Origin of the sequence: Nocardia sp. NPDC051981 (assembly GCF_040680715.1) — a bacterium.
Taxonomy (GTDB): Bacteria; Actinomycetota; Actinomycetes; order Mycobacteriales; family Mycobacteriaceae; genus Nocardia.
This window is the reverse complement of record NZ_JBFAXK010000003.1, coordinates 414,872-437,903: the sequence shown is the minus strand read 5'-3', so window position 1 is coordinate 437,903 and position 23,032 is coordinate 414,872. Positions and strand designations below refer to the sequence as shown.

Annotated in this window: 17 protein-coding genes; 8 read left to right on the top strand and 9 right to left on the bottom strand. The window is 69.1% G+C overall.

Annotated features, from left to right (window positions below; all coding sequences use genetic code 11):
- The first annotated feature begins 218 nt into the window (after positions 1-218).
- Positions 219-1,652 carry an aldehyde dehydrogenase gene (locus AB0L60_RS09085; protein ID WP_364609575.1) on the top strand — a complete coding sequence of 478 codons (1,434 nt, stop codon included), beginning with the start codon at positions 219-221 and terminating at the stop codon, positions 1,650-1,652.
- A gap of 66 nt (positions 1,653-1,718) precedes the next feature.
- On the opposite strand, the gene AB0L60_RS09080 is transcribed toward AB0L60_RS09085, so the two are convergent.
- The 3 genes from AB0L60_RS09080 to AB0L60_RS09070 form a co-directional block, all read right to left on the bottom strand.
- Positions 1,719-3,545 carry a phosphoenolpyruvate carboxykinase (GTP) gene (locus AB0L60_RS09080; RefSeq protein WP_364609572.1) on the bottom strand — a complete coding sequence of 609 codons (1,827 nt, stop codon included), beginning with the start codon at positions 3,543-3,545 and terminating at the stop codon, positions 1,719-1,721.
- 169 nt (positions 3,546-3,714) lie between these two features.
- Positions 3,715-5,430, bottom strand: a complete 1,716-nt coding sequence (locus AB0L60_RS09075; RefSeq protein WP_364609569.1) for a hypothetical protein — start codon at positions 5,428-5,430, stop codon at positions 3,715-3,717.
- A 45-nt stretch (positions 5,431-5,475) separates the two neighbouring features.
- Positions 5,476-6,144 carry a hypothetical protein gene (locus tag AB0L60_RS09070; RefSeq protein ID WP_364609566.1) on the bottom strand — a complete coding sequence of 223 codons (669 nt, stop codon included), beginning with the start codon at positions 6,142-6,144 and terminating at the stop codon, positions 5,476-5,478.
- 240 nt (positions 6,145-6,384) lie between these two features.
- Between AB0L60_RS09070 and AB0L60_RS09065 the strand changes: the two genes are divergently transcribed.
- The 4 genes from AB0L60_RS09065 to AB0L60_RS09050 are packed head-to-tail and all read left to right on the top strand — an operon-like array spanning position 6,385 to position 12,692.
- The gene (locus AB0L60_RS09065) at positions 6,385-7,758 is read left to right on the top strand and encodes a lipase family protein (RefSeq protein WP_364609563.1); all 1,374 of its coding nucleotides are present in this window, start codon (positions 6,385-6,387) and stop codon (positions 7,756-7,758) included.
- A gap of 58 nt (positions 7,759-7,816) precedes the next feature.
- Positions 7,817-8,650, top strand: coding sequence for a tRNA (guanosine(46)-N7)-methyltransferase TrmB (gene trmB, locus AB0L60_RS09060; RefSeq protein ID WP_364609560.1), 834 nt, complete (start codon positions 7,817-7,819; stop codon positions 8,648-8,650).
- Positions 8,647-9,417 (top strand): NYN domain-containing protein, encoded by a 771-nt coding sequence (locus AB0L60_RS09055; RefSeq protein ID WP_364609557.1) that lies wholly within the window; start codon positions 8,647-8,649, stop codon positions 9,415-9,417. The genes trmB and AB0L60_RS09055 overlap by 4 nt, the downstream gene beginning before the upstream one ends.
- Positions 9,351-12,692: an MMPL family transporter gene (locus AB0L60_RS09050; protein WP_364609554.1), complete on the top strand. Its 3,342-nt coding sequence runs from the start codon at positions 9,351-9,353 to the stop codon at positions 12,690-12,692. Before AB0L60_RS09055 ends, AB0L60_RS09050 begins: the two co-directional genes overlap by 67 nt.
- A 279-nt stretch (positions 12,693-12,971) precedes the next feature.
- On the opposite strand, the gene AB0L60_RS09045 is transcribed toward AB0L60_RS09050, so the two are convergent.
- From AB0L60_RS09045 to AB0L60_RS09025, 5 genes are all read right to left on the bottom strand, one after another.
- Positions 12,972-13,787, bottom strand: a complete 816-nt coding sequence (locus tag AB0L60_RS09045) for an alpha/beta fold hydrolase (RefSeq protein WP_364609551.1) — start codon at positions 13,785-13,787, stop codon at positions 12,972-12,974.
- Positions 13,788-13,861: 74 nt separating this feature from the next.
- A complete protein-coding gene (locus AB0L60_RS09040) occupies positions 13,862-14,503 on the bottom strand; it encodes a DUF1707 domain-containing protein (RefSeq protein ID WP_364609777.1) in 642 nt (213 codons plus the stop codon).
- A gap of 108 nt (positions 14,504-14,611) precedes the next feature.
- Positions 14,612-15,274: a response regulator transcription factor gene (locus tag AB0L60_RS09035; protein WP_364609548.1), complete on the bottom strand. Its 663-nt coding sequence runs from the start codon at positions 15,272-15,274 to the stop codon at positions 14,612-14,614.
- Between the two features lie 37 nt (positions 15,275-15,311).
- On the bottom strand, positions 15,312-16,484 hold the full coding sequence (locus tag AB0L60_RS09030; RefSeq protein ID WP_364609545.1) for a DUF5931 domain-containing protein: 1,173 nt from the start codon (positions 16,482-16,484) through the stop codon (positions 15,312-15,314).
- Positions 16,485-16,498: 14 nt separating this feature from the next.
- Positions 16,499-17,758, bottom strand: coding sequence for an AI-2E family transporter (locus AB0L60_RS09025; protein ID WP_364609774.1), 1,260 nt, complete (start codon positions 17,756-17,758; stop codon positions 16,499-16,501).
- A 110-nt stretch (positions 17,759-17,868) separates the two neighbouring features.
- Between AB0L60_RS09025 and AB0L60_RS09020 the strand changes: the two genes are divergently transcribed.
- The 3 genes from AB0L60_RS09020 (at position 17,869) to AB0L60_RS09010 (ending at position 20,998) form a co-directional block, all read left to right on the top strand.
- On the top strand, positions 17,869-19,386 hold the full coding sequence (locus AB0L60_RS09020; protein WP_364609771.1) for an adenylate/guanylate cyclase domain-containing protein: 1,518 nt from the start codon (positions 17,869-17,871) through the stop codon (positions 19,384-19,386).
- Positions 19,387-19,390: 4 nt separating this feature from the next.
- Positions 19,391-20,536, top strand: a complete 1,146-nt coding sequence (locus AB0L60_RS09015; protein ID WP_364609542.1) for a YbhN family protein — start codon at positions 19,391-19,393, stop codon at positions 20,534-20,536.
- Positions 20,537-20,614: 78 nt separating this feature from the next.
- Positions 20,615-20,998, top strand: a complete 384-nt coding sequence (locus AB0L60_RS09010) for a DUF3054 domain-containing protein (protein WP_364609539.1) — start codon at positions 20,615-20,617, stop codon at positions 20,996-20,998.
- Between the two features lie 22 nt (positions 20,999-21,020).
- On the opposite strand, the gene AB0L60_RS09005 is transcribed toward AB0L60_RS09010, so the two are convergent.
- Positions 21,021-22,697: an NTF2-like N-terminal transpeptidase domain-containing protein gene (locus tag AB0L60_RS09005; protein WP_364609536.1), complete on the bottom strand. Its 1,677-nt coding sequence runs from the start codon at positions 22,695-22,697 to the stop codon at positions 21,021-21,023.
- Between the last annotated feature and the right edge of the window lie 335 nt (positions 22,698-23,032).

The window sequence follows — 23,032 nt, the reverse complement described above, 5'->3', positions numbered from 1 at the left end:
AGCTAATAGATAGCAACCGACCGAATTGGTGGAGAAAGGCGTACTGAGCCGAGCATAGGCCACCACCGGGCAACCCCGAATCCGAATCAGGTTTCGCCGCGCCGGTAAGTGGGCGGCTTAGAAACCGAGGAGTCCCATTTCAAAGAAGATCCCGGTCAGCGGGACATTTGCCCCACATGCCGAGGACAGCGCCGAGCGCAAAATTGTAACGTGTTCTCATGGAGTACCAGAGTCTGTTCATCGGTGGCCGCTGGACCGCCCCGGCCGGCGCCGACACCCTGCCCGTCGTCTCGCCCGCAACCCTGGAAACCGTCGGCAGCGTGCCCGTCGTCACCCGCGCCGACGTCGACGCCGCGGTCGCCGCGGCCCGCCGGGCCTTCGACAGCGGACCCTGGCCGGCCACCCCGCCGGAGGAGCGCGCCGCCCTGCTGACCCGCGTCGTCGCCCTGCTCGATCAGAAGGCCGGCGACCTCACCGCCGCCCTCTCCGCCGAGATGGGCGCGCCCGCCATGGCCGCGGGCACCCTCAACTACGTCCCCGCCCGCGCCACCCTCGACTTCTACGCCGGACTGGGAAAGTCCTTCCCCTGGACCGAATCTCGCACCGGCCTGTTCGGCACCACCCGGGTCTCCCGCGAACCGGTCGGTGTGGTCGCCGCCGTGATCGCCTGGAATGTCCCGCTCTTCCTGGCCGTCAACAAGCTCGCGCCCGCCCTGCTGGCCGGCTGCAGCGTCGTCCTCAAGCCCGCGCCGCTCACCCCGCTGGCCGCCAACCTGCTCGCCGACATCTTCGCCGAGGCCGGCCTGCCCGAGGGCGTGCTGTCGGTGCTGCCCGCCGAGGCCGACGCCGCCGAATACCTGGTCTCCCACCCGGGCGTGGACAAGGTCACCTTCACCGGCAGTACCGCGGTCGGCCGCAAGATCGCCGCCATCGCGGGCAGCCAGCTCAAGCGCTGCTCGCTGGAACTGGGCGGCAAGTCCGCCGCGATCCTGTTGCCCGACATGGACATTGCCGACATGCCCAAGCTCGCCTTCGCGGGCCTGATGAACAGCGGCCAGGCCTGCGTGGCCCAGACCCGCATCCTCGCCCCGCGCGGCCGCTACGACGAAATCCTCGACGCCCTCACCGCTTCCGTGGGCCTGCTCCCGGTCGGCCTGCCCGACGACCCCAATGCCCAACTGGGCCCGCTCATCTCGGAGAAGCAGCGCGAGCGCGTCGAGGGCTACATCGCCAAGGGCCAGGACGAGGGCGCGCGCCTGATCCTGGGCGGCGACCGCCCCGCCGACCTCCCCGGCTGGTACGTCCGCCCCACCGTCTTCGCCGACGTCACCAATGCCATGACCATCGCCCGCGAGGAGATCTTCGGCCCGGTCCTCTCGGTCCTCCCCTACGACACCGAGGAGGAGGCCGTCGCCATCGCCAACGACAGCGACTACGGCCTCGCCGGCTCGGTCTGGACCACCGACATCGAGCACGGCGCCGCCATCGCGGCCAAGGTCCGCACCGGCACCTACGCCATCAACTGGTACGCCTTCGACCCCTGCGCCCCCTTCGGCGGCTACAAGACCTCCGGCATCGGCCGCGAGAACGGCCCCGAGGGCCTCGACGCCTTCTGCGAGCAGAAGTCGCTACTGATGCCCATGGGCTCCTGACCCACCCGCAGAGGCGAAACGGCTCGCCCGCACTCACAGTGCGGGCGAGCCGTTTTCGTCATGCCTTCAGGCGAGACGCTGCTTCAGGGCCTCGAACTCGTCGCGGATGCCGGAGGGCAGCTTGTCGCCGATGAACTCGAACCACTCCTCGATCAGCGGGATCTCCCGCTTCCACTCCTCGACGTTCACCGCGAGCGCCTCGTCGACGTCGGCGGTGTTGACGTCCAAGCCCTCGAGGTCGAGGTTGGCGGCGGTGGGGACATTGCCGATCGGGGTGGCCTCGGCCTCCGCGGTGCCCTCGATGCGGTTGACGATCCACTCCAGCACGCGGGAGTTCTCGCCGAAGCCGGGCCACAGGAAGCGGCCGTCCTCGCCGCGGCGGAACCAGTTGACGTAGAAGATCTTCGGCAGCTTCTGGGCGTCGGCGTTCTTGCCGAGGTTGATCCAGTGGCCGATGTAGTCACCCACGTGGTAGCCCATGAACGGGATCATGGCCATCGGGTCGCGGCGCACGGTGCCGACCTTGCCCTCGGCGGCGGCGGTCTGCTCCGAGGACAGGGTGGCGCCCATGAACACGCCGTGCTGCCAGTCGAAGGACTCGGTCACCAGCGGGACGGTGGTCTTGCGGCGGCCGCCGAAGAGGATGGCCGAGATCGGCACGCCCTGCGGGTCGTCCCACTCGGGGGCCAGCGTCGGGCACTGCGACATCGGGGTGCAGTAGCGCGAGTTCGGGTGCGCGGCCAGGGTTTCCGACTCGCGCTCGTACCAGTCGTTGCCCTTCCAGTCGATCAGGTGATCGGGCTGGCCCTCCAGGCCCTCCCACCACACGTCGCCGTCGTCGGTCAGCGCGACGTTGGTGTAGACGGTATTGCCCGCGTCGATGGTGGCCATCGCGTTGGGGTTGGAGGAATGGTTGGTGCCGGGCGCGACGCCGAAGAAGCCGAACTCCGGGTTGACGGCATAGAGTCGCCCGTCCTTGCCGAAGCGCATCCACGCGATGTCGTCGCCGAGGGTCTCGGCGCGCCAGCCCGGAATGGTCGGCTGGATCATGGCGAGGTTGGTCTTACCGCAGGCCGACGGGAACGCGGCGGCCACGTAGTACGCCTTGTTCTCCGGCGAGATCAGCTTGAGGATGAGCATGTGCTCGGCCAGCCAGCCCTCGTCGTGCGCCATGGCCGAGGCGATGCGCAGCGAGTAGCACTTCTTGCCCAGCAGCGCGTTGCCGCCGTAACCCGAACCGTAGGACCAGATTTCGCGGTCCTCGGGGAAGTGGGTGATGTACTTGGTGTCGTTGCACGGCCACGGCACGTCGGCCTGGCCCTCGGCCAGCGGCGCGCCCAGCGAGTGCAGCGCCTTCACGAACGGCCGGTCGGCGCCGAGCTTCTCCAGGGCGGCCTTGCCGGCGCGGGTCATCACGCGCATCGACACCACGACGTACTCGGAGTCGGTGATCTCGACGCCCAGCTTCGGGTCCTCGGCGCCCAGCGGGCCCATGCAGAACGGCACCACGTACATGGTGCGGCCCTTCATGGAGCCGCGGTACAGCTCGGTCATGGTGGCGCGCATCTCGGTCGGGTCGACCCAGTTGTTGGTCGGACCGGCGTCGGCCTCGGTCTTCGAGCAGATGTAGGTGCGGGACTCGACGCGGGCGACGTCGGAGGGGTCGGAGAGGGCGAGGAACGAGTTGGGCTTCTTGCTCTCGTTCAGCTTCTTGAAGGTGCCCGCCTCGACCAGCTTGGTGGTGAGGGCATCCCACTCCTCGTCGGAACCGTCCGACCAGACCACGCGGTCGGGCTGGGTGAGTTCTGCGACCTCCTGTACCCAGGCAAGCAGTTCCTTGTGCTCGGTGGGCGCGGTGCCATCGTGAAGACCAGGAATGGTCGCTGAGGTCATGAAAACTCTCCTGAGATGGGCGGCCCCGAGGTCATCGAGCCGAGGACCACGGCTCGCGACACCGAGTGCCACCAATTGCGGCAGGGCTCCCGCTGGTCTCGACGCTTGCCCGTACCGGCTGGACGCGCGTACAAGAACGCAACGGATGCCCTGGTTCCTGCCATAGAGGTTAACGCCATATATCGGGGTGTACGGAATCGGGTTGTCCACTCGGTACCGGGTCGAAACCTCCGACCAGCCGTTGAGAGAATTCAAGTGCGGCCAGGTCACGTTCGCATGCCAGTAGTAAAGCGGGGCGCCGCTGCGCCGCCTGCCGCAATTGCGCCTCCAATTCACCGACCCGCAGATCGGTTTCCACCATGCGCGCGGTGGCACTGCCGAGCACCTCGTCGGTGAGCCGTTCCTCGGCGTCGACCAGGGCCGTGGCGACCCGCTGTTCCAGCTGCGCACGGGTGTCGACCAGCGTGTCCGCCACCCATTGCCGCAGGTGAGCGCCATCGGCGAGGTGCCGGCGGGCGCGCACCACCCAGCCCGCGGCAGCGGCACCGAGGAGCAGACTGACCGGCACGATCGCGAAGTCGAAGGCCTGGAGCAGGGCCAGCGGGGCCACCACCAGCCGGCCCAGTCCGAAGCCGGCCGAGGCGCCGAGCGCGATCACCAGGTGGTCCTCCGCACCTCGCAGCCGCGGGCCCGGCGTCGGAACCGCCCTCGACACCCGTTCCGCGGGTGCCGGAAAAGATATATGCCATTCCTCCGCGACGGATTCTTCGACCTGACGGCACAATTCGCCGATCCGGGAGCGAATCGAGCGATCCATCTCCAGTGTGAGTTTTTCCACAGAATCGCTCACATGCCGCGGAAATTCGGCGTGTGCGCTGCGCGGCAGGCGTTCGATTTCGGCCCGCTGCTCCCCGTGCAGCGCCCGGATTCTGACTCCGACCTCGTGCAACAGATCCACTCGCGCCAACTGCAGCCGATTCCGCACGATCGTCATGGCCGAGCCCCGCCCGCCGTCACTCACCGCCAGCAGCCGCGCCCGCTCCTCCCGCAGCCCCGCCACATCCCCACCGTCCCGCAGCTTCCCGAGCTGCGCCCGAACCCGACGCCGCGTCTCGGCCACCACCCGCTCCCGCACGATCGCCACCTGATCCCCCACCGCTCCCGCCCCGGCCGCCGCCACCAGCCGGGCATGCAACAGCCCCGCCCCCGACCGGTCCAGTAGCGCCGGATCCCCCGCCGCCCGCGCCACCGCCGCCATCCGCGCCGACACCGGCACGATCTCCGCCCCGCTCTCGCCACCGGCCTTGGCCAGCAGCTCGACATCCAGCTTCCGCACCTCCCGCCACTGCCGATGCGCGTGAATCCCGTCCAGCGCGAACACGATCCGCGTCCCGTCCGCCCGCAGCGCCCGCACCCGCGCCAGCATTTCGCCGCCGATCAGCGCCCCGGCGTCGAGCACGACGAGCGCCACCGGACACGGGCGCGCCCCGGGTCCCGCGCCGGTCGCGGCCGATGGATCGGCGTCCTCGGTGTCGGCTCCGGCCGCTGTGACGACGATGAGGTCGATACGCGGCTGGAACCGAGCCAACTCGACCCGCAATGCCGCCGCGTGCGACTCGTCGCCGCTGAGGAGCGCGATCGCGGTGACTCCGGCGCGCGGCTCCGGGACAATCGCCCGCAGCAGGGCCAGACCGTGCGGATTCCAGCGCATGACAACGGCTTCCACCGCCGCGGGCAGCTCGGCCGGCGATGCGGGCGGTTCGGCGACGGGTGCACCGCCCCGGACGGACCCGTCCGCATCGATCGGAGCCGGCCGCTGCAACGGCGGCAGTTCGAGCCCGGGCAGCGGCGGCGAGTCAGCGGGGCGGGGTTCGGGGATCAACACCGCTGATTCGTATCCGGCGGCGTATTCGGCTTGGCCCCGGGCGAATCAATCGGCGAGCGCGGCGGCGACGGCCTCGTAGCGGCGGTGGAGTTCGTAGTGGACTGGCTCTATTCCGCTGGCGCAGTGCAGGATTTGCAGCAGCAGCTGCGGGGCCAGCGTGGGGTGGCGGCGCAGGGCTGCCAGGGCGCAGGAGACGCCGAAGAGGTCCCAGCGGTCCAGCAGGGCTCGGCGGGATTCCAGGTCGGGGGCGAGGCCGGGAGCGGTGAAGAGGTCGTGCGAGAGGGTGAGGGGTGGGTCGGGGCGGTCGCGATGGCGGTGGAGAGTCCGGAGGTCGGCGTCGATGAGGGTGCCCGAGCGGGTGCGTGCGGCGAGGGTCGCGACCACCGGGAAGACGGGCAGACCGAGTTCGGCGGTGAGCTCGGCGGCCGCCGCGGCGGCGTCGGGCCAGCGGGCGCCGATGGCATCGGCCTTGTTGAGTACCACAAGGGCGCGGTCCGGGTGGACGGTGGCGAGCAGGCGGCGGTCGGCGTGGCCGGCCAGGCCGGGGAGAACATAGAGGACGAGATCGGCGTCGAGTGCGGGGTCCGGTTGCCCGGGCTGGTCGACCGGTCGGGTTTCTTCAGCGGTGAGCAGCGACAGTGCATGTCGCAGGGTGGTTTTGCCCGCACGGGCCCGGCCCGTCACCTGGATGCGCGGAGATCGCCCGATCGGCACGCGGGCAGCCTAGCCGGAAGCCCCTGGGCCCGTAGGCATTTCGGATCACAAACACGCAGATCAGGCGGTGAGGAAGCAGACCGGTCCGGGTCCTTCTGTGCGCCCGCACAATTCGGCGCAACCGCTCTTCACAGACACCAGCGATTGCCCTACTCTGGCGATTCGGTCGGCATCAGGGCCGATGCACGGCTGCGGCGATCCCTCTCGGTCCACGGCCGGGCGCGACGAGGGGAGGTGGCGATGACCGTCAATGCGGACGTCATCGAATCATCCGGAACACCGGGCCCGAAAGGGACACTACGGCCGGCAGCGGCCGGGCGACCGAGCAGCCGCCCGCTGCCGCCGGGCCGGGACCCCTTCTTCCATCCGCCGCGCGGTTTAGCCCGCCACGCGGCGGGCACGATTCTGCGCAGCCGCCCGGTCGACATCGCGCTGTTCGGCCTGGTGCCGCAACACGTGACGGCCTGGCAGCTGCTGTACCGCAGCCAGGATCTGCACGGCCGGACCGAGGTCGCGGTCACCACCGTGCTGCTGCCCGCGGGCGCCGAACCGGATGCGGAGCGCCCGCTGCTGGCGTTCCAGACCGCCATGGACGCCGTGACCGACCGCTGCGCCCCGTCCTACGCGCTGCGGCGCGGCGCCCTGTCTCCCGGCTCCATCACCCAGCTCGAATGGCTGCTGGTCGCGAACGCGCTGCGGCGTGGGTGGGCGGTCAGCATCGCCGATCATGAAGGGCCGCAAGGGAATTTCGGCGTGGCGCGCGAGCCCGGATACCGCGGTCTCGACGGTGTCCGCGCCGCACTGCGTTTCGCGCCGCTGGGTCTGCGCGCGGACACCAGGGTGGCCGTGTGGGGCTATTCCGGTGGCGGCATGGCCAGTTCGTGGCTGGTGGAGATGGCCCCCGAGTACGCGCCCGAGCTGAATATCGTCGGGGCGGTGCTGGGCGCGCCGGTCGGTGATCCCCGGCACGTGTTCCTGAACCTGAACGGCGGCCTGTTCGCGGGCTTTCCGGCGATCGTGATCGCCGCGCTGCAGCAGGTCTACCCGGCGCTGGCCGAGGTGGTTCGCCGCGACTTCACCCCCGAGGGCCGTCGCCTGCTCGACCGTGCCCGCGCCCTGGGCCCGATCGCGGTGCTGCCGCTGCTGGTGGGCCGCCGCATGGACGACTATCTGCGGCGTCCGCTGGCGGAGATCCTGCCGGATCTCGAGGACATGTTCGACGAGCTGCGCCTGGGCAATCGCGCGCCCGCGTGCCCGGTGCTGGTGGTGCAGCCGGTACACGACCAGGTCATCGACGCCGCGGGCATCGACGGTCAGGTCGAGCGGTACCGGGCGGGCGGCGCGGCGGTCTGGTACGTCCGCGATCGCCTCAGCGAGCATTTCTCACTGCTGCCGCTGGCGACCCCGATGAGCCTGGACTGGCTGGCCGATCGGCTGGCCGGGAAGACTCTTACCGAACCCACAACCAAGACCGTCTGGTCGGTCGCGCTGTCGCCGGCACATTGGCGCGGCATGGTGGAAATGGCAACTACCGCAATGCGAGTCACCCTCGGACTGCCGCTGCGCCCGGCCGCCGCACCGGCGTCCGGCGAGGTCTCGGGCCTGGCAGCCTGAGTGAGCGCGGTCGCCGCAACCGTGGTCGATTGCTGCGCGAACTACCCGGTACTGGACAATGGACGCCGTGAACGACGCCGCGAACCACACTGCCGAGCCAGTTCCCGGGCCGCGGCCCGCCCAGCCCAACGGTGACGCCGATCACTCGGAAGCCGCCGGCGGCCGGCCGGATCGGCCCGCGGGCAACCGCCTCTACCCCCGGGTCACCAGCTTCCGCGCCCGCCGCGGCGCGGTATCGCCCGCGCGCCAGGACGCCTGGGATCGGGTGTGGCCGGTGATCGGCAAGGACGTCTCCGACGAAAAGCTGGATGCCGACGCCTGGTTCGGGCGCTCGGCGCCGCTGATCATCGAGATCGGCTGTGGCACCGGCACCGCCACCGCGGCCATGGCGCAGGCCGAGCCGCAGTTCAACCTGATCGGCATCGAGGTCTACAAGCCGGGTCTGGCCCAGCTGGTGCAGCGCGTCGAGCGCGAGGGCATCGACAACCTCCGGCTGCTGCGCGGCGATGCCGTGGATGTCCTGGAAAATATGATTGCTCCCGAATCGCTGACCGGGGTGCGCGTGTTCTTCCCGGACCCGTGGCCGAAGGCGCGCCACCACAAGCGGCGGCTATTGCAGCCGGAGACCTTCGCACTCATCGCAAGTCGGCTGATTCCGGGCGGCGTGTTGCATGTGGCGACCGACCATGCGGACTACGCCGAGTGGATCGGCCTGTACGGAAATGCGGAACCCCAGCTCATCGGCATGAACGAGCCGACCGGAGGGGATCCCGAGGCCTACCGCGACAAAGCACCGATTGGTTTCGAACGCCCGATTACCAAGTTCGAAAGCAAAGGACTCCGCGCGGGTAGCGCCATCACCGAGTTCATCTGGGGGAAGATCGAATCATGAGCGTCAGTGAGATGGCCCACGGTGTGTCGGAAGTTGCCGGAATAATGCACGGCACCGATTCGACCGAACTATCGGGCACCACAGGGCTCCACGGCAATGCCGGGGTCGCCCTGGGCGGCACCGCCACCGATGTGCGCCGCGTCCTATTGGTCTGGGATGCGCCGAACCTCGACATGGGCCTGGGCGCCATCCTCGGCGGACGCCCGACCGCCGCCTACCGCCCGCGCTTCGACGCGCTGGGCCGCTGGCTGCTGGCCCGCACCGCGGAACTGTCGGTGGGCAGCACCACCCGGGTCGAACCCGAGGCCACGGTCTTCACAAATATCGCGCCCGGCACCGCCGATGTGGTGCGCCCCTGGGTCGAGGCGCTGCGCAATGTCGGCTATGCCGTCTTCGCCAAACCCAAGATCGACGAAGACTCCGATGTGGACAGCGACATGCTCTCCCACATCGAACTACGCCGCCGTGGCGCGGGTCTGGCCGGGATCATGGTGGCCTCCGCCGACGGGCAGGCGTTCCGCGCCCCGCTCGAGGAGATCGCCGGCTCCGGCGTGCCTGTTCAGGTGCTGGGTTTCCGCGAGCACGCGAGTTGGGCGGTCACGTCGGATATTCTCGAGTTCATCGACCTCGAGGACATCCCGGGCGTGTTCCGTGAACCGCTGCCCCGGGTCAGCCTCGACTCGCTGCCCGACGAGGGTGCGTGGCTGCAGCCGTTCCGGCCGCTGTCGGCCCTGCTCACCTCCCGCCCCGCTCAAGGAGTCGCTTAGTGTTCACCCGCTGGGGCGACCTGGTCTACAAGCTGCGCTACACCGTTCTGGGTGTCGTCGTGGCCGCAATGCTCTCGCTCGGAGCCTTCGGATTCGGGCTGGAGGACCATCTCAGCTCCAGCGGATGGTTCGACCCGACCTCCCAGTCCTCTCAGGCCGCCGTCCTGAAGGACCAGGTGTACGGGCGCGATCACACCAGCGACGTGGTGGTGCTGTACACCGCGCCGGACGGCAGCACCGTCGATGATCCCGCGTGGAATCAGAAGATCATCGACAACCTGAACAACCTGCCGGTGAAGTACCCGGAGATCAGTCAGGTCAACGGCTCGCCGTGGAAGACCAGCACCGGTCAGCAGCTGGCCCAGGCCGCCAGCCAGGACCGCAAGCACGCCTTCGCCTCCATCGCCATCAAGGGCGACAACGACACCGACATGGTGCGGAACTACCGGAAGGTGAAGGACGCCTTCTACATTCCGGACGTCAAGGTCGAGGTCGCCGGTCTGCAGCCGGTCGCGGGCACGCTGCAGGACACGATGGCAAGCGACCAGCGGCGCATGGAGATCATCGCTCTTCCGGTGGTCGCGATCCTGCTGTTCTTCATCTTCGGTGGTGTGGTCGCCGCCGCGCTGCCGCTCATCATCGGTGGTCTGACCATCATCGCCGCCAATGGCGTGATCATGGCGCTGACCAAATTCACCGAGGTGAATTCCTTTGTGGGCGGCGTCGTTACGATGATCGGCCTCGGTCTGGCCATCGACTACGGCCTCTTCATCGTCAGCCGCTTCCGCGAGGAAGTGGCGGAGGGCTACGACACCAAGGCCGCAGTCCGGCGAAGCATCATGACCGCGGGCCGCACCGTCACGTTCTCGGCAACCATGATCATCGGTGCGGCCGCGGGCATGTTGCTGTTTCCACAGGGCTTCCTGAAATCGGTTGCCTACGGCACCATTGCGGCGGTGGGGCTGGCCGCGATGTCGGCGCTCACCATCCTGCCCGCGCTGCTCAGCATTTTGGGTCCGCGCGTGGACGCATTGGGCCTCAAGTGGTTCCGCAAGAACAAGACCGCAGACGAGGTCGAGAACGGCTACTGGGGCCGGCTCACCGCGTGGGTGATGAAGCACCCGCTCAAGGTGGCGATTCCGCTTACAGTCGGCCTGCTGCTGCTCATCATCCCGGTGAAGAATCTGGCGTTCGGCGGGATCAGCGAAACTTATCTGCCGCCGGACAATCCGACTCGCCTGGCGCAGCAGCACTTCGACGAGACCTTCCCGCTGCGCAAGGCCGACCCGGTCCAGCTGGTCATCATCACGAACAATCCGAAGGACATCGGCACGATCCTCAACGAGGCCAACCAGGCCCGAGGGCTCCAGCCGAAGACCACATTCTCACTTCCGCAGACTCCGCCGAACGGCTCCAATGTATGGAGCACCTCACGACCGGTGGAAAAGGGCGCGGACATCAAGGAAACCATCGACGATCTGCGGTCGATAGATGTCCCGGACAGCGCCGAGGTGATGATCACCGGCACGCCGGTCATGATGCAGGACAGCATCGACACGCTGGTCGATCGCATGCCGCTGATGATCGTTCTCGTGGTCTTCGTGACCGGCCTGCTGATGTTCCTCACGTTCGGCTCACTGGTGCTGCCACTCAAGGCCGCGCTCATGAGCGCGCTCGGGCTGGGGTCAACGCTGGGCATCCTGACCTGGATCTTCATCGACGGCCACGGTTCGGGTCTGCTGAACTTCACACCACAGCCGATCATGTCGCCAGTTCTGGTGCTGATCATCTCGGTCATCTACGGCCTCTCCGTGGACTACGAGGTATTTCTGTTGTCCCGCATGGTCGAAGCCCGCGCCCAGGGTGCGAGTACGACCGAGGCGGTGCGCGCAGGTACGGCCCAGACGGGCCGTCTGATCACCGCGGCCGCACTCATCCTGCTGGTGGTCACGGGCGCGTTCGCGTTCTCCGACCTGGTGATGATGCAGTACATCGCCTACGGCATGGTGGCGGCGCTGTTCATCGACGCGACCGTGCTGCGCATGCTGCTGGTGCCGGCCACCATGAAGCTGCTCGGTGACGACTGCTGGTGGGCGCCCAAGTGGATGAAGAAGATCCAGCAGAAGATCGGCCTGGGCGAGCCCATCCTCGACGATGAGCGGCCCGGCGGCGGCGAGGTGGTCGACCTGGTGAAGACCACCCCGATCACCGACCCGGTCACCATGCAGATCCCGATTCTGTCCGACGGCACCGCCGCCCCGGCGCGGTCGCGCAAGCCGCGCCCGGCCCGCACCGTCGATGTGGACAGCGAGGCCCCGACCCAGCGCATCGACAAGGTCGAGCGGGCCCAGCCCGCCGAGCCCGTCCAGCCCGCGGAGCCCGCCCAGCGCACCGAGTCCCCGCAGCCCCCCGAGCCCGCGCGGCCCGCCGACAGCTCCGCGGCTGCCCCGGCCCCGGAGACCAAGCGCGCGCCCGGATTCCCGTCCGCCGCCATGCGCCCCGGCCACGGCGTCACCCCGTCGACCACCGCGGCCCCGGCCTTCGCCAAGCCCGTCGGCATCGGTGAGCCCGCCCCCGAGCCGCCCGCACCGGTCAGCGAAATCGGTACCGCCGCACCGGCTGAGGTCACTCCGCCGCTCGCCCCCCGGCGCGTCAGCACGGCCTCGGAGGATGCGCCGACCACCGATCTCGGTTCCGGCCGCACCGGTCTGGGCGCCAACCCCACCGGGCCGGGCGCTGCCCGCGGCCCGATGGCCCCGCTCCCCATCGGCGACTTCGCCTCTCCCGCACGGGGATCCGCGAATGCCGGTGGCGGGCTGCCGCAGCGTGCGCCCGAGGCCGTGGCCCCGCCGGTCGCCCCCGTGAACCCGATGCCGTCGGTCTCGCAGCCGGGAGCGCCTGCCGCGCCCGCGGATTCGCAGCCGCCCGCGCCGGTGGTCGGTTCGGAGCGGGTGCTGCCGCCGCCGAGGATCCCGCCGCATCCGGCGACCCGGGCGCAGCTGTACCAGCCGCACCCGCCGGAGCCGGAGCAGAGCGAGCCCACCGAACAGCTCGCGGAAACCGCTGCCGAGGACCAGCATCCGACGCACCATGCCGCGCAGGATGCGCCGCAGGACGGCCCCGGCCGCAGCAGCATCGAGCAGTGGATGTCGGATCTGCGCTCCTCGCGGCGTCGCCCGCCCGCCGAGAATCCGGACGAGGACGCCAAGCATCGGGGCGGCGACGGACGCACGGTGAGCGTCAACGAACTGCTCCGCCGACAGAACCACGACTGATACCCGGACATCTTGAAGGCCCGGCCGAATTCTCGGGCGGGCCTTTCTTTTTCAGCGGCCACGCGAGACGAGCGCCAGAGTCCATGTCGGCGAAGGCCGGCGAAAGCACCGGGTGCAATCGCGGCTGGGGTACGGAGGGCGAGGAGGCTCAGGTGCTCGCTGAGCCCTGAATGCCAATCGAATACGCCGAACTACAACAGAAAAAGAAACGAGTCGCGGCACCCGGGCGGCGGGCGATTGCTACCCGGTTCGGCGGTGGCTGGCGACCCGCCGAGCCGGTCATGCGGGGTGGGCGGGCGTCGCGGCGCGGGCGATGGTGGCGCGGATCTCGGCGGTGATCAGATCCGGGGCCTCGAGCATGGGGACGTGGCCGAGATCGGGCAGGGTGCGCACATCGATGATTCGGGTGGGGGTCAGCGGGGCGTAGACGTGGGGCGGGAGCACGCGGTCGCGGTCGGGCAGCAGGATGCTGGTGGGTATGTCCAGTTCGCTCAGCCGGGTGAAACCCGTTGGCAGATCCGGATCTTCGGCCAGGTCGTCGACGATGGCGCATTCGGTGATGGCCGCGGTCATCGCCTTGGCCAGCGGATTCGGCACCAGGGCGGGACGATCGGCGAGCAGTGGGAGCAGCAGGCTGCGCAGCAGCGAGGGCATGCTCGGCCGGCGGTCGGGTCCCAGGCCGATGAGCGGGCCGAAGGCCCGGAACTTGCGCAGCAGCGAATCGGCGGCGGCGGGCGTGCGCCACAGGCCCGCGGGGGCGATGGCGGTGCAGGATCGGGCGCGGCCGCGGGCGGCGAGTTCCAGTGCGATCCAGCCGCCGAGCGAATTGCCCGCGATATGCGCGGTGTCCCAACCTGATTCGTCGAGCAGGCGCTCACAGTGGTCGGCCAGGGCGGCCACGGTGGCGGGCCGGGCGGCCTCGGGTCCGCCCCAGTGGCCGGGGAGGGTGGGGGCGAGCACGGTGTGGCCGGTGGCCAGCTCGTCGAGCACCGCGCCCCAGGACTGCCAGGTGAGCAGGACACCGTGCAGCAGGAGCAGCGGCTCGCCGCCGCCGGATCGATACACGGCCTCCGGGGTCGCGACGCCTTCCACCATGTGCGTGACCCTACCGCCCGGATCCGTCCGCCGCCGCGCTCGATTCCGCGGCACTGCGGCCTCGGGCCCGGCGGTCACGCACCGTTGAGGAACCGCTTCCAGTTGGTACCGAACGGGTGCTTGGCGGTGACGGAGCTGAATCGCAGCGTGCCGTGCACGACCAGGTGCAGCGGCCCGATGGGCGGGCCGGTGCGCACCTTGGTGTTGGCGCTGGAGCCGATCAGGTCGATGGCATTGAGGTCCACGGTGGCCTCGGCCGGCACGATCAGCTCGATCGAACTGCAGGTGTCGTTCACGTGGATCTCCACCACCTGGGTCGACATGACGGCCTGGGTGAAGTCCAGGCGCACACTGCCCAGCATGCTGTTGATCGCCAGCGCCGGCGGCACGTGCCAGACGCCCTTGCGCTCCACGCTCGACAGTCGCGCGCGAATCACATTGGAGGGCACGGCCGGTGGCATCCGGTGCGCGGTCGCGTACCGGGGTGGCGGCTGCACGAAATGCTGCCCGGCGGGGGCGGGCTGCCCGACCAGCCGGACGCCCGGCAGATCGATCAGCACCGCATTGAGTTCGCCGCGGGTCTTGGCCGCGAGCGCGGTGTCCATGCGCTCGGTGAATTCCCCCAGCGACAGCATGCCCAGCCCGACCGCGCGCTGCAGCAGCCGGCCGACATGTTCGCGTTCGACATCGGATACCCGCAGATCCCGGTCGCCGATCACGGCGTTGCCGGTCACGATCGCGGAAACCGCTTCAGGACCTCCCATGCTTCGAGGCTAGCCAGCGCGGGGTCGCCACCGCATCAGGGCAATCCCTGAACCGTCCCCCTACTCGAGGCCCTGCTCGATGGCGTAGCGGGTCAGCTCGACGCGATTGCCGAGCTGCAGTTTGCGCAGCGTGGACTGCACGTGGTTCTCCACGGTGCGGTGACTGAGCCCGAGCCGGGTGGCGATCTGCTTGGCGGACAAGCCCTTCGCCACCATGCGCAGCACCTCGGTCTCGCGATCGGTGAGGGCGGGCCGGTGCGGTTCGTCGCGTTCGGCAGGGGTGCCGGCGATCCGGCGGAACTCGCCCAGCACCAGACCGGCCAGACCCGGGGTGAAGACGGCCTGTCCCGCCGCGGTGGCGCGGACGGCGTCCAGCAGCTCGGTCGCCGAGGCGCTCTTGACCAGGTACCCGGTGGCGCCGGCCTTGATGGCGTCGAGCACGTCGTCGCGTTCGGCGGAGGCCGACAGCACCAGCACCCGGGTACGCGGGGAGACCCGCAGCACCTCGGCGGTGGCGTCGGCGCCGTTGCCGTCGGGGAGCTGCATGTCCATGAGCACGACCGCCGGTTGCACGGCGCTCGCGCGGGCCCCGGCGGCGCGCACGCCGTCGGCGGTGGCGACCACGTCGAATCCGGCCTCGGCCAGGTCACGGGCGACCCCGTCCCGCCAGATCGGGTGGTCGTCCACCACCATCACCGTGATTCCGGCATCCGATTCGGTCATGTCCGCCTCCGATCTCATTGTGGCCGTTCGAGGGCTCTCAGTGTCGCGGTTCCAGGGGTACGCGGAACTCCCATTCCGCGCCCTCACCGGCCGTGGGCGCCGCCTCGAACAGCAGCTGCGCGGTGCCGCCGAGGGCGGCGATGCGCCCGACGATGGACCGTGAAACACCCATGCGCCCTTGCCCTTCGGCCTCGGCGAGCCGGCCGGGCGGAATGCCGGGGCCGTCGTCGCGCACGCTCACGATGAGCTCGTCGCCGGTATCCTCCACCAGCACATACGCTTTCGCGCCCGGACCGGCGTGCTGGACCACATTGGCGAGGGCGGCGGCCACGGCGGCGGCGACCTCGTGCGCCGCCCAGTGGCCCAGCGGCACCGGATGACCAGGGGTGGAGACGAATACGGACGGAGTGGCCTGGGCGGTGAGCAGCGGCCGCAGATCCTTCTCCGCGTCCCCGGCGTCGGTGCGATCGCCCTGTTCGGAGATGAGCACCCGCAGCGCCACCTCCTGCTCGCCCGCGCGCTGCGCCAGTTCGGCTGTCGGGCCGCCGATTTCATTGCCGCGGCGCTTGATGTAGCTGAGTACCTGCAGGACTCCGTCGTGCACCTCGCGGGCCAGGCGTTCGCGTTCCTGGGCGGCGGCGGTGAGCCGGACGGCGCGCTGCAGCTGCGCGTGCGCGCGGCGGGCGGTATCGGAGGCCAGGCCCAGCGCGAGGCCCACCGAGATCAGGACGGGCAGCGTCGCATCGCGCCACACGTCGAAGTCCCACTGTGCCCGTGCGGTGATGACGGCGGCGGAGATGAGCAGACCCGAGCAGATGCCGCCGAACGGTCCCCACAGAATCGCCGCGGAGACAACGGCATTGGCGGCCCAGAGCGTGGTGGGCAGGGTCTGATGGTGGTGATACCAGTCGTAGGGCGCGACCAGCCGGGTCGCGAAGATCAGGGCGATGACCGCGAGATGGTCGCCGACCACCACGGCCGTGCGCACCCGCGGCTCGTGCCGGATCCGCCACTGTGACAACAGCACCGCCGAGATACCCGACCACACCGCCATCACGGCGATCAGCGCCCAGCTCAACCCCTGATTGCTGTAGTAGGACACCGAGGCGATCTGCTGGCCCACCGCGTACAGCAGGGTGACCAGCCGGAACGCCTGCACCGCCCGCCACAGTGGCGCGGTGGCCGCCCAGGCGGGATCGGGCTCCACCACCCCCCGGGCCACCGTCAGTCCCCGGCGTCCCCACTGCCGCCCGTGGGCTTCGGAGGCGTCTCGTGGTCGTCCTCCGCCACGGGTACCGGCACCTTGTAGCGGTCCGGGTCGGGAGTATCGGGTTCGGCGCTGAACATGGGTTTGCTCGGGTCGCCGGTGTGCAGCTCCTGGTAGAGCTCGTCGGGCGAGTCGGCCAGCAGCGAGCGCAGGGCGGTATTGAGCACCGCCACGAACGGCACCGCGAGCAGACCGCCCGCGAGACCCGCCAGCACCACGCCCGCCGCGATGGCGAGCACCACGGCCAGCGGATGGATACGGACCGCGCGGCCCATCAGCAGCGGTTGCAGCACATGGCCTTCCAGCTGCATGACCGCCACCGTGATGCCCAGCACGATGAGCGCGGTGACGATGCCCTTGGTCATGAGCGCGATGAAGACCGCCACCGAACCGGCGATGAACGAACCCACGATCGGGATGAACGCACCGATGAAGACCAGCGAGGCCAGCGGAAGCGCCAGCGGCACATTGAGAATGGCCAGGCCCGCGCCGATACCGATGGCGTCCACCGCCGCCACCATGACGGTGGCCCGCACGAAGCCGGTCAGCGTGCCGAAGCCCAGCCGCCCGGCCTGACGCACCTTCGCCCGGTGCCGGGTCGGGACGATCCGGGTCACGAACTCCCAGATCTGGTCGCCGCCGTAGAGGAAGAAGATGAGGATGAACAGGGTCAGGAACGTGCCGGTGAAGAATTCACCGATGACCGTGGCGGTGGTGAGCGCCCCGCTGGTCAGCGCGTCCTTGTTCGACTCGACGGTTTTGACGATGGTGTCGCCCGCATTGCGGATCTGGTCGTTGCTCAGATGCAGCGGACCATTGATCAGCCAGTCCTGCACCTGGTGCACGGAGGTCTTGAACTCGTCCGTCAGCTGCGGCACACCCGAGACGAACTGCTCGACGACGAAGGTCATGATTCCGGCGAGCAGACCGAGCGCCCCGACCAGCGCCACGAACACCCCGACCGCCCGCGGCACCCCGAACCGCTGCATCCAATTGACCAGCGGCGCCATCAGGGCCGCGCCCAGCAGTGCGATGGAAATCGGAATGGTGACCGTCGAGAGCCGCCGCGCCAGATAGGCCACCGCGAGCACCGCCGCGAAGATGATCAGCAACCGCCAGCACCACTCGGCGGTCTGCCGCACGGTGGGATGCACTGCCTCCACGTCGCGTCGGCGCACCCCGCCGGATTCGCTCGATCTGCCGGACCCTGCCTGCACCTCGCTCACGAGGCCGAGCCTAACGGCCGAAACCTCCGCGGGCATGTACGGGCGATCTAAACGCTAGATTGGTCATCGTGTCAGCGCCCCTGGAAGCGGTCAAACAGACCATGCATACCCGCTGGCCGCTGTACTTGGCTTCGATGCTGGCGGCCAACGCCTTCGGCGCTGTCCTGGTGTGGGCCTTCATCCAGTACGGGCTGCCGGTTCCGGAGGGCGGGACCAGCGCGACCCGGCAGACCGGGCTGCTGATCCCGGGACTGGTCTTCGTGATCGGCGGGCTCCTGAGCGTGACCGCGTCGGCGCTCATGCTGCGGCCGGTCATGCGGTGGCAGATGCGCGGCGGGCCGCCGTCGCGGCAGGAGCAGATGGCGGCGCTGCACGCCCCGCTGCGGCAGGCCATCGTGCATCTGGTGCTGTGGCTGGTCGGCGGTGGCGTGCTGGCCTCGGTCATCATCGTGCGGACCCCCGAGCTGGCCGCGGCGGTGATCGTGACCGAATGTATGGCCGCCACCATCGTTTTCGGCTTCACCTACATGCTGGGCGAGCGAATCCTGCGGCCGGTCGCGGCCGAGGCGCTGACCACGGGGGCCTTCGACCACACCCTGACCGCGGGCGTCGGCACCCGGATGGCCATGACCTGGGGCATGGGCACCTTCGCGCCGACGATTGCCATCGTGCTGCTGTGCGTCACCCAGATTTCTTCTCGCGTCCAGTTTTCCGCGCAGTCGCTGGCGGTGTCGATTCTGCTGTTGTGCGGTGTGGTGATCATGCAGGCGCTGGCGCTTTCCATGCTCACCGGCTCTTCCATTTCCGATCCGATTCGCCAGCTCAGCCAGGCCATCGACCGCGTGCAGGAGGGTGCGCGGGATGTGCAGGTGGAAGTTTTCGATGGTTCGGAAATCGGGCTGCTGCAGGTTGGCTTCAACCGCATGATGGGTGAGGCCGCCAAACGCCGGGAACTGCAGGAATTGTTCGGTCAGCATGTCGGTGAGGACGTGGCGCGCCGGGCGCTCGAGTACGGCACCGAACTCGGTGGTGAAACCCGATTCGTGGCGGTGTTGTTCGTGGATATGGTCGGTTCGACCGCGACCGCCGCGGAACGCCCGCCGACCGAAGTGGTCAGTCTGCTCAACGAGTTCTTCCGCGTGGTGGTGGATGTCATCGATCGCAACCACGGGCTCATCAACAAATTCATGGGCGACGCCGCACTGGCCATCTTCGGCGCCCCGCTGGACCGCCCCGACGCACCGACCGCGGCCCTCGCCGCGGCCCGTGAGCTGCGCGAAGCCCTGCGCGAGGTGGCCGGGCTGGATATCGGAATCGGCGTCTCCGCGGGGCTGGCGGTGGCCGGGAATATCGGTGGCGCAAATCGTTTCGAATACACCGTGATCGGTGATCCGGTGAACGAGGCGTCGCGCCTGACCGAACTCGCCAAAGACCGCCCGGAACGCGTCCTGACCTCGTCGAGCGCACTGTTTTTCGCCGATGAGAACGAGCAGCGGCATTGGCAGACCGGAGAAGAGGTGCAACTGCGCGGGCGCCGCCGGAAAACCCGGCTGGCCTGGCCGCGGGAAAGCACCGACCCGGCCGAAGCAGACGAGGCGGCGGCGAGTTCGTTAGGCTGACGGCGTGACGGCCCATGGTGAGCTGGCCGGCGATCCTGCGCCGCCCGCGGATGACTCGCACCGTGGCAGGTTCTGGTGGGCCAAATGGGTTCTCGGCGCCGCGCTGGCGGCGTTGCTGATTTCCGAAGGCATATATCTATATCCGCGCCTGCACGAATCCTGGAAGAACCTCACCGAAATCCACTGGGGATGGGTCGCCGCGTGCATCGTCATGGCGGCGTTTTCCATGAGTGGCTTCGGCCGCATCCAGAAACAGCTGCTGCACGCCGGCGGCGTCGAGGTGAGCCAGCGGAAATCGGTGTCGGTGGTGTACGGCTCGACCGGCATGTCGCTGACGCTGCCCGCGGGCCAGGTGTTCTCGGCGGCCTTCACCTACCGGCAGACCCGGCGCTGGGGCGCCAGCCCGATCGTGGCGTCCTGGCAGCTGGTGATGTCGGGCGTGATCGCGGCGGCCGGGCTGACACTGCTGGGCCTGTTCGGCGCGGTGCTGTCCGGGGATCGGGTCGGCCCCGGCAAGGTGATCCTGACGCTGGGCACCGTCGCCCTGCTGATCTGGGCCTTCAACCACGTCTCCCGTCACCCCGGCGGGGTGCAGGCGCTGGCGCAGCGAATCCTGCACCTGGTCAATCGGATTCGGCGCAAGCCCGCCGACGCCGGCATGGAGAAGGTGGCCGAGATTCTGACCCAGCTGGAGTCGGTGGATCTGGGCAAACGAGATGGCGCGTGGGTGGCGGTCTGGGCGCTCGTGCACCGGTTCGCCGATGTGGCCTGCCTGGGTTTCGCCTGCTACGCGGTTGGCGCGGATCCACACTGGGCCGGGCTCATGCTGGCCTTCGCGGCCGGAAAGGCCGTGGGCACCATCCCTTTGGCGCCGGGCGGCATCGTCTATGTGGACGCCACCCTCATCTATTCGCTGACCGCGGCGGCCGGGCTGCCGGCCGCGCAGGCCGTGGCGGCGGCGTTCCTCTACCGGTTGATCAGCTTCATCCTGGTGGCGATCGTCGGCTGGATCGTCTTCCTCTTCCTGTACCGCAAGCCGCAGGCCGACGACGCCGAGCTCGAGAAGGAATTCGAGGAGCGCGGCAATTCGCTGGTCACCGACCGGCGCCGGCCCAATCCGCCGGCCGATCCGGACGCGGCGTCGGCCTGACCCACCCCTCCGGCGTGACCGGCCAGGGTGGAGTGTCCCTGCACAGGCGCTCCCGGAACGCCCGATACCCTGTGCCGCGTGAAGAAACTCGTGCCCCTCGTCGTCGATGTCGCCCTCGTGGTCGTGTTCTGCGCGATCGGGCGGCGCAGTCACGACGAGGCGATCGGCGCGGGTCTGCTGCGCACCGTCTGGCCGTTCGGCACGGGGTTGCTGCTGGGCTGGGTGATCGCGCTGGCGGTGGCGGCGGGCCGGGAAGGGACGAGCGCGGTACGACAGTTCGACGGCCGCGCGGTGTGGCCGACCGGCGTGATCGTGTGGCTGAGCACCCTGGTCGGCGGCATGCTGCTGCGTGCCGCATCCGGTCAGGGCCTCGCGGTCAGCTTCTTCCTGGTGGCCGCGACCTTCCTGGCCCTGTTCCTGATCGGCTGGCGCGCCGCCGTGCAGGTGCTGCGCTCGCGTTGACGTTGCGGATAGCGCACTCTCACTAGTCGGGCGAGGCCAGCGACTGCAGCAGGCGCGCCGCCACCCGCGCGGTGAGATCCCCGCTGTCCGGATCGTCGATGTGGATGGCGAAGGCCAGGTCTCCCATGGTGGCGATGAGCCAGGCGTTGTTGCCGGTGGTGGCCCCGTAGGCCTGCACATCGCGATACCTGTTGAGGCTGGCCATCTCCGGCGCGCCGACCCCGTCGTGCAGCATGCCGCGTAGTCGGTCGGTGGCTTCACCGGGCAGTGCGGCCAGGTCGGCCTCGGTGGTGGCGGGCTGGCCGATGGTGATCATCGGCTTGGGCACCTGGCCCTTGGCGATGGCTGCCGCCGCGATGGCCATGCCCCACGGGCTGGCCAGCAGCGAGTCGGCGGCATTGCCGCGGCCCACGTTCTCGGCGGCGTTCTTGCCGGTGGGCAGCCGGCCGGTGGTCTCGTCGAGACCGGGCACCTTGAAGTCGATGCCGATGCCGAGCAGGCTGGCCGCATCCGCCGCGTCGCCGACCGAGACATCCTGCGGCGCTTTGTGTTTGGTCACCGCGGCGACGTTCTTGAACAGCTCGATCATGCCGCCGACCGGGTACTGCCCGGTGAAGGCGATATTGCCGTGCTCGCTGGCCTGACTGTTCTGCGCCACCGCGACCAGGGCCCCGCTGGAGGGCTGGATGGCCACGATGGAGGTGGGCGAGCCGGTGCTCACCGCGGCGTCCTCGGCGGCGCGCTGCAGGCGCTGGTCCATGGTCGCCGGAATGTCGGGTCCGGGCGGGCCCTGTTCGCCGGCCAGCTGGGTGACGAAACTGCCGTCGGGCTCGAACAATTGCACGCCCCAGCCGGAGTGTGCGTCGCGATCGTCCAGCCACACCTTGGTGAGCGCGTCGAGCATGGGCGACCAGACCCGGCGGTCCGCGGAGATGAGCTTGGGCTGCTTCAGCAGCACCACACCCGGGATCGGGGCCATGCGCGGCTCGAGGATGGCGAAGTCGCCGTCGCGCAGGTTGACCGCGGTGAAAGGTTTGCCCTGGGAGGCCGCAAGCTGCTGCATCAGCGACGGTCCGTCGATGAGCGGCGCGACCGGCGCGATGGCGGCGGCCAGCGCGTTGGTGGAGGCGACCGGATCGATGATCTTGGCCGGATCCAGCTGGACCACATTGATGGTCTGCTCGGTCATGAGCGGCTGGCCGACGATGTCGTTCACCCGCGGTGAGGGAGTGGCGAAGGTGCGCACCAGCTTGGCGCTGCGCTTGGCGTCGAGCTGCGGCATGACCATGGCCGGATCCCACGAGATACGCCAGCCCACACTGAGTTTGCGCACGGTGCCCTGCAGGTCGTATTTCCAGTCCCGCTTGTCGCCGAAGTTCCAGGCGCCGGTCATGGAGAAGAGTCCGGTCGTACCGTTCAGTCCGGTGAACTGGGTCACGTGGTAGTCGGGCTTGCCCGGATCGAGTCCCTCGAAGACTTGCTTCAGCGTTGCCGAAGCGCCCGCCGGGTAGGAGGTCAGCCGCGATGCCCCGTCATAGTCCTTCTTGTCGATCAGCGTGGTGAACTGTTCGACCACCGCCTCCGCACCCGTCGACCGCTCCCGAAAACCACATGACCCCATCGCGATCGCGACGGCTGCCACACCCGCGAGTGCGATCGCACCCCGTACCCGGAAGCGGCGGGATCCCCACACATCCATATCGCCCACTCTTCACTCTGGCCACATCAGCAACAGGTCCACGGTACCGCGCGGCGAACGCCCGCGGCTTCACCATCCCACCAGGCGCACTTGCATCGAGCACCACCATAGTGCCGAAATCGGTCAGCAGTGACCACTTACATGATCACCGGTCGGTTACATCCCTGGCGTATTCGAGACTCGGCGGACCGTTCGGTTCTCACTGGTGACGGCGTTGCGGGCCGGCCCTGGCGAAGCCGCCGAAGATCGTTCTCCCAGAGCAGAACCCACTCTCACTGAAACGACGTAACGTTGTAATCAGCATTACAACTCTCTGCAGTAAGTGAGTGTGACCA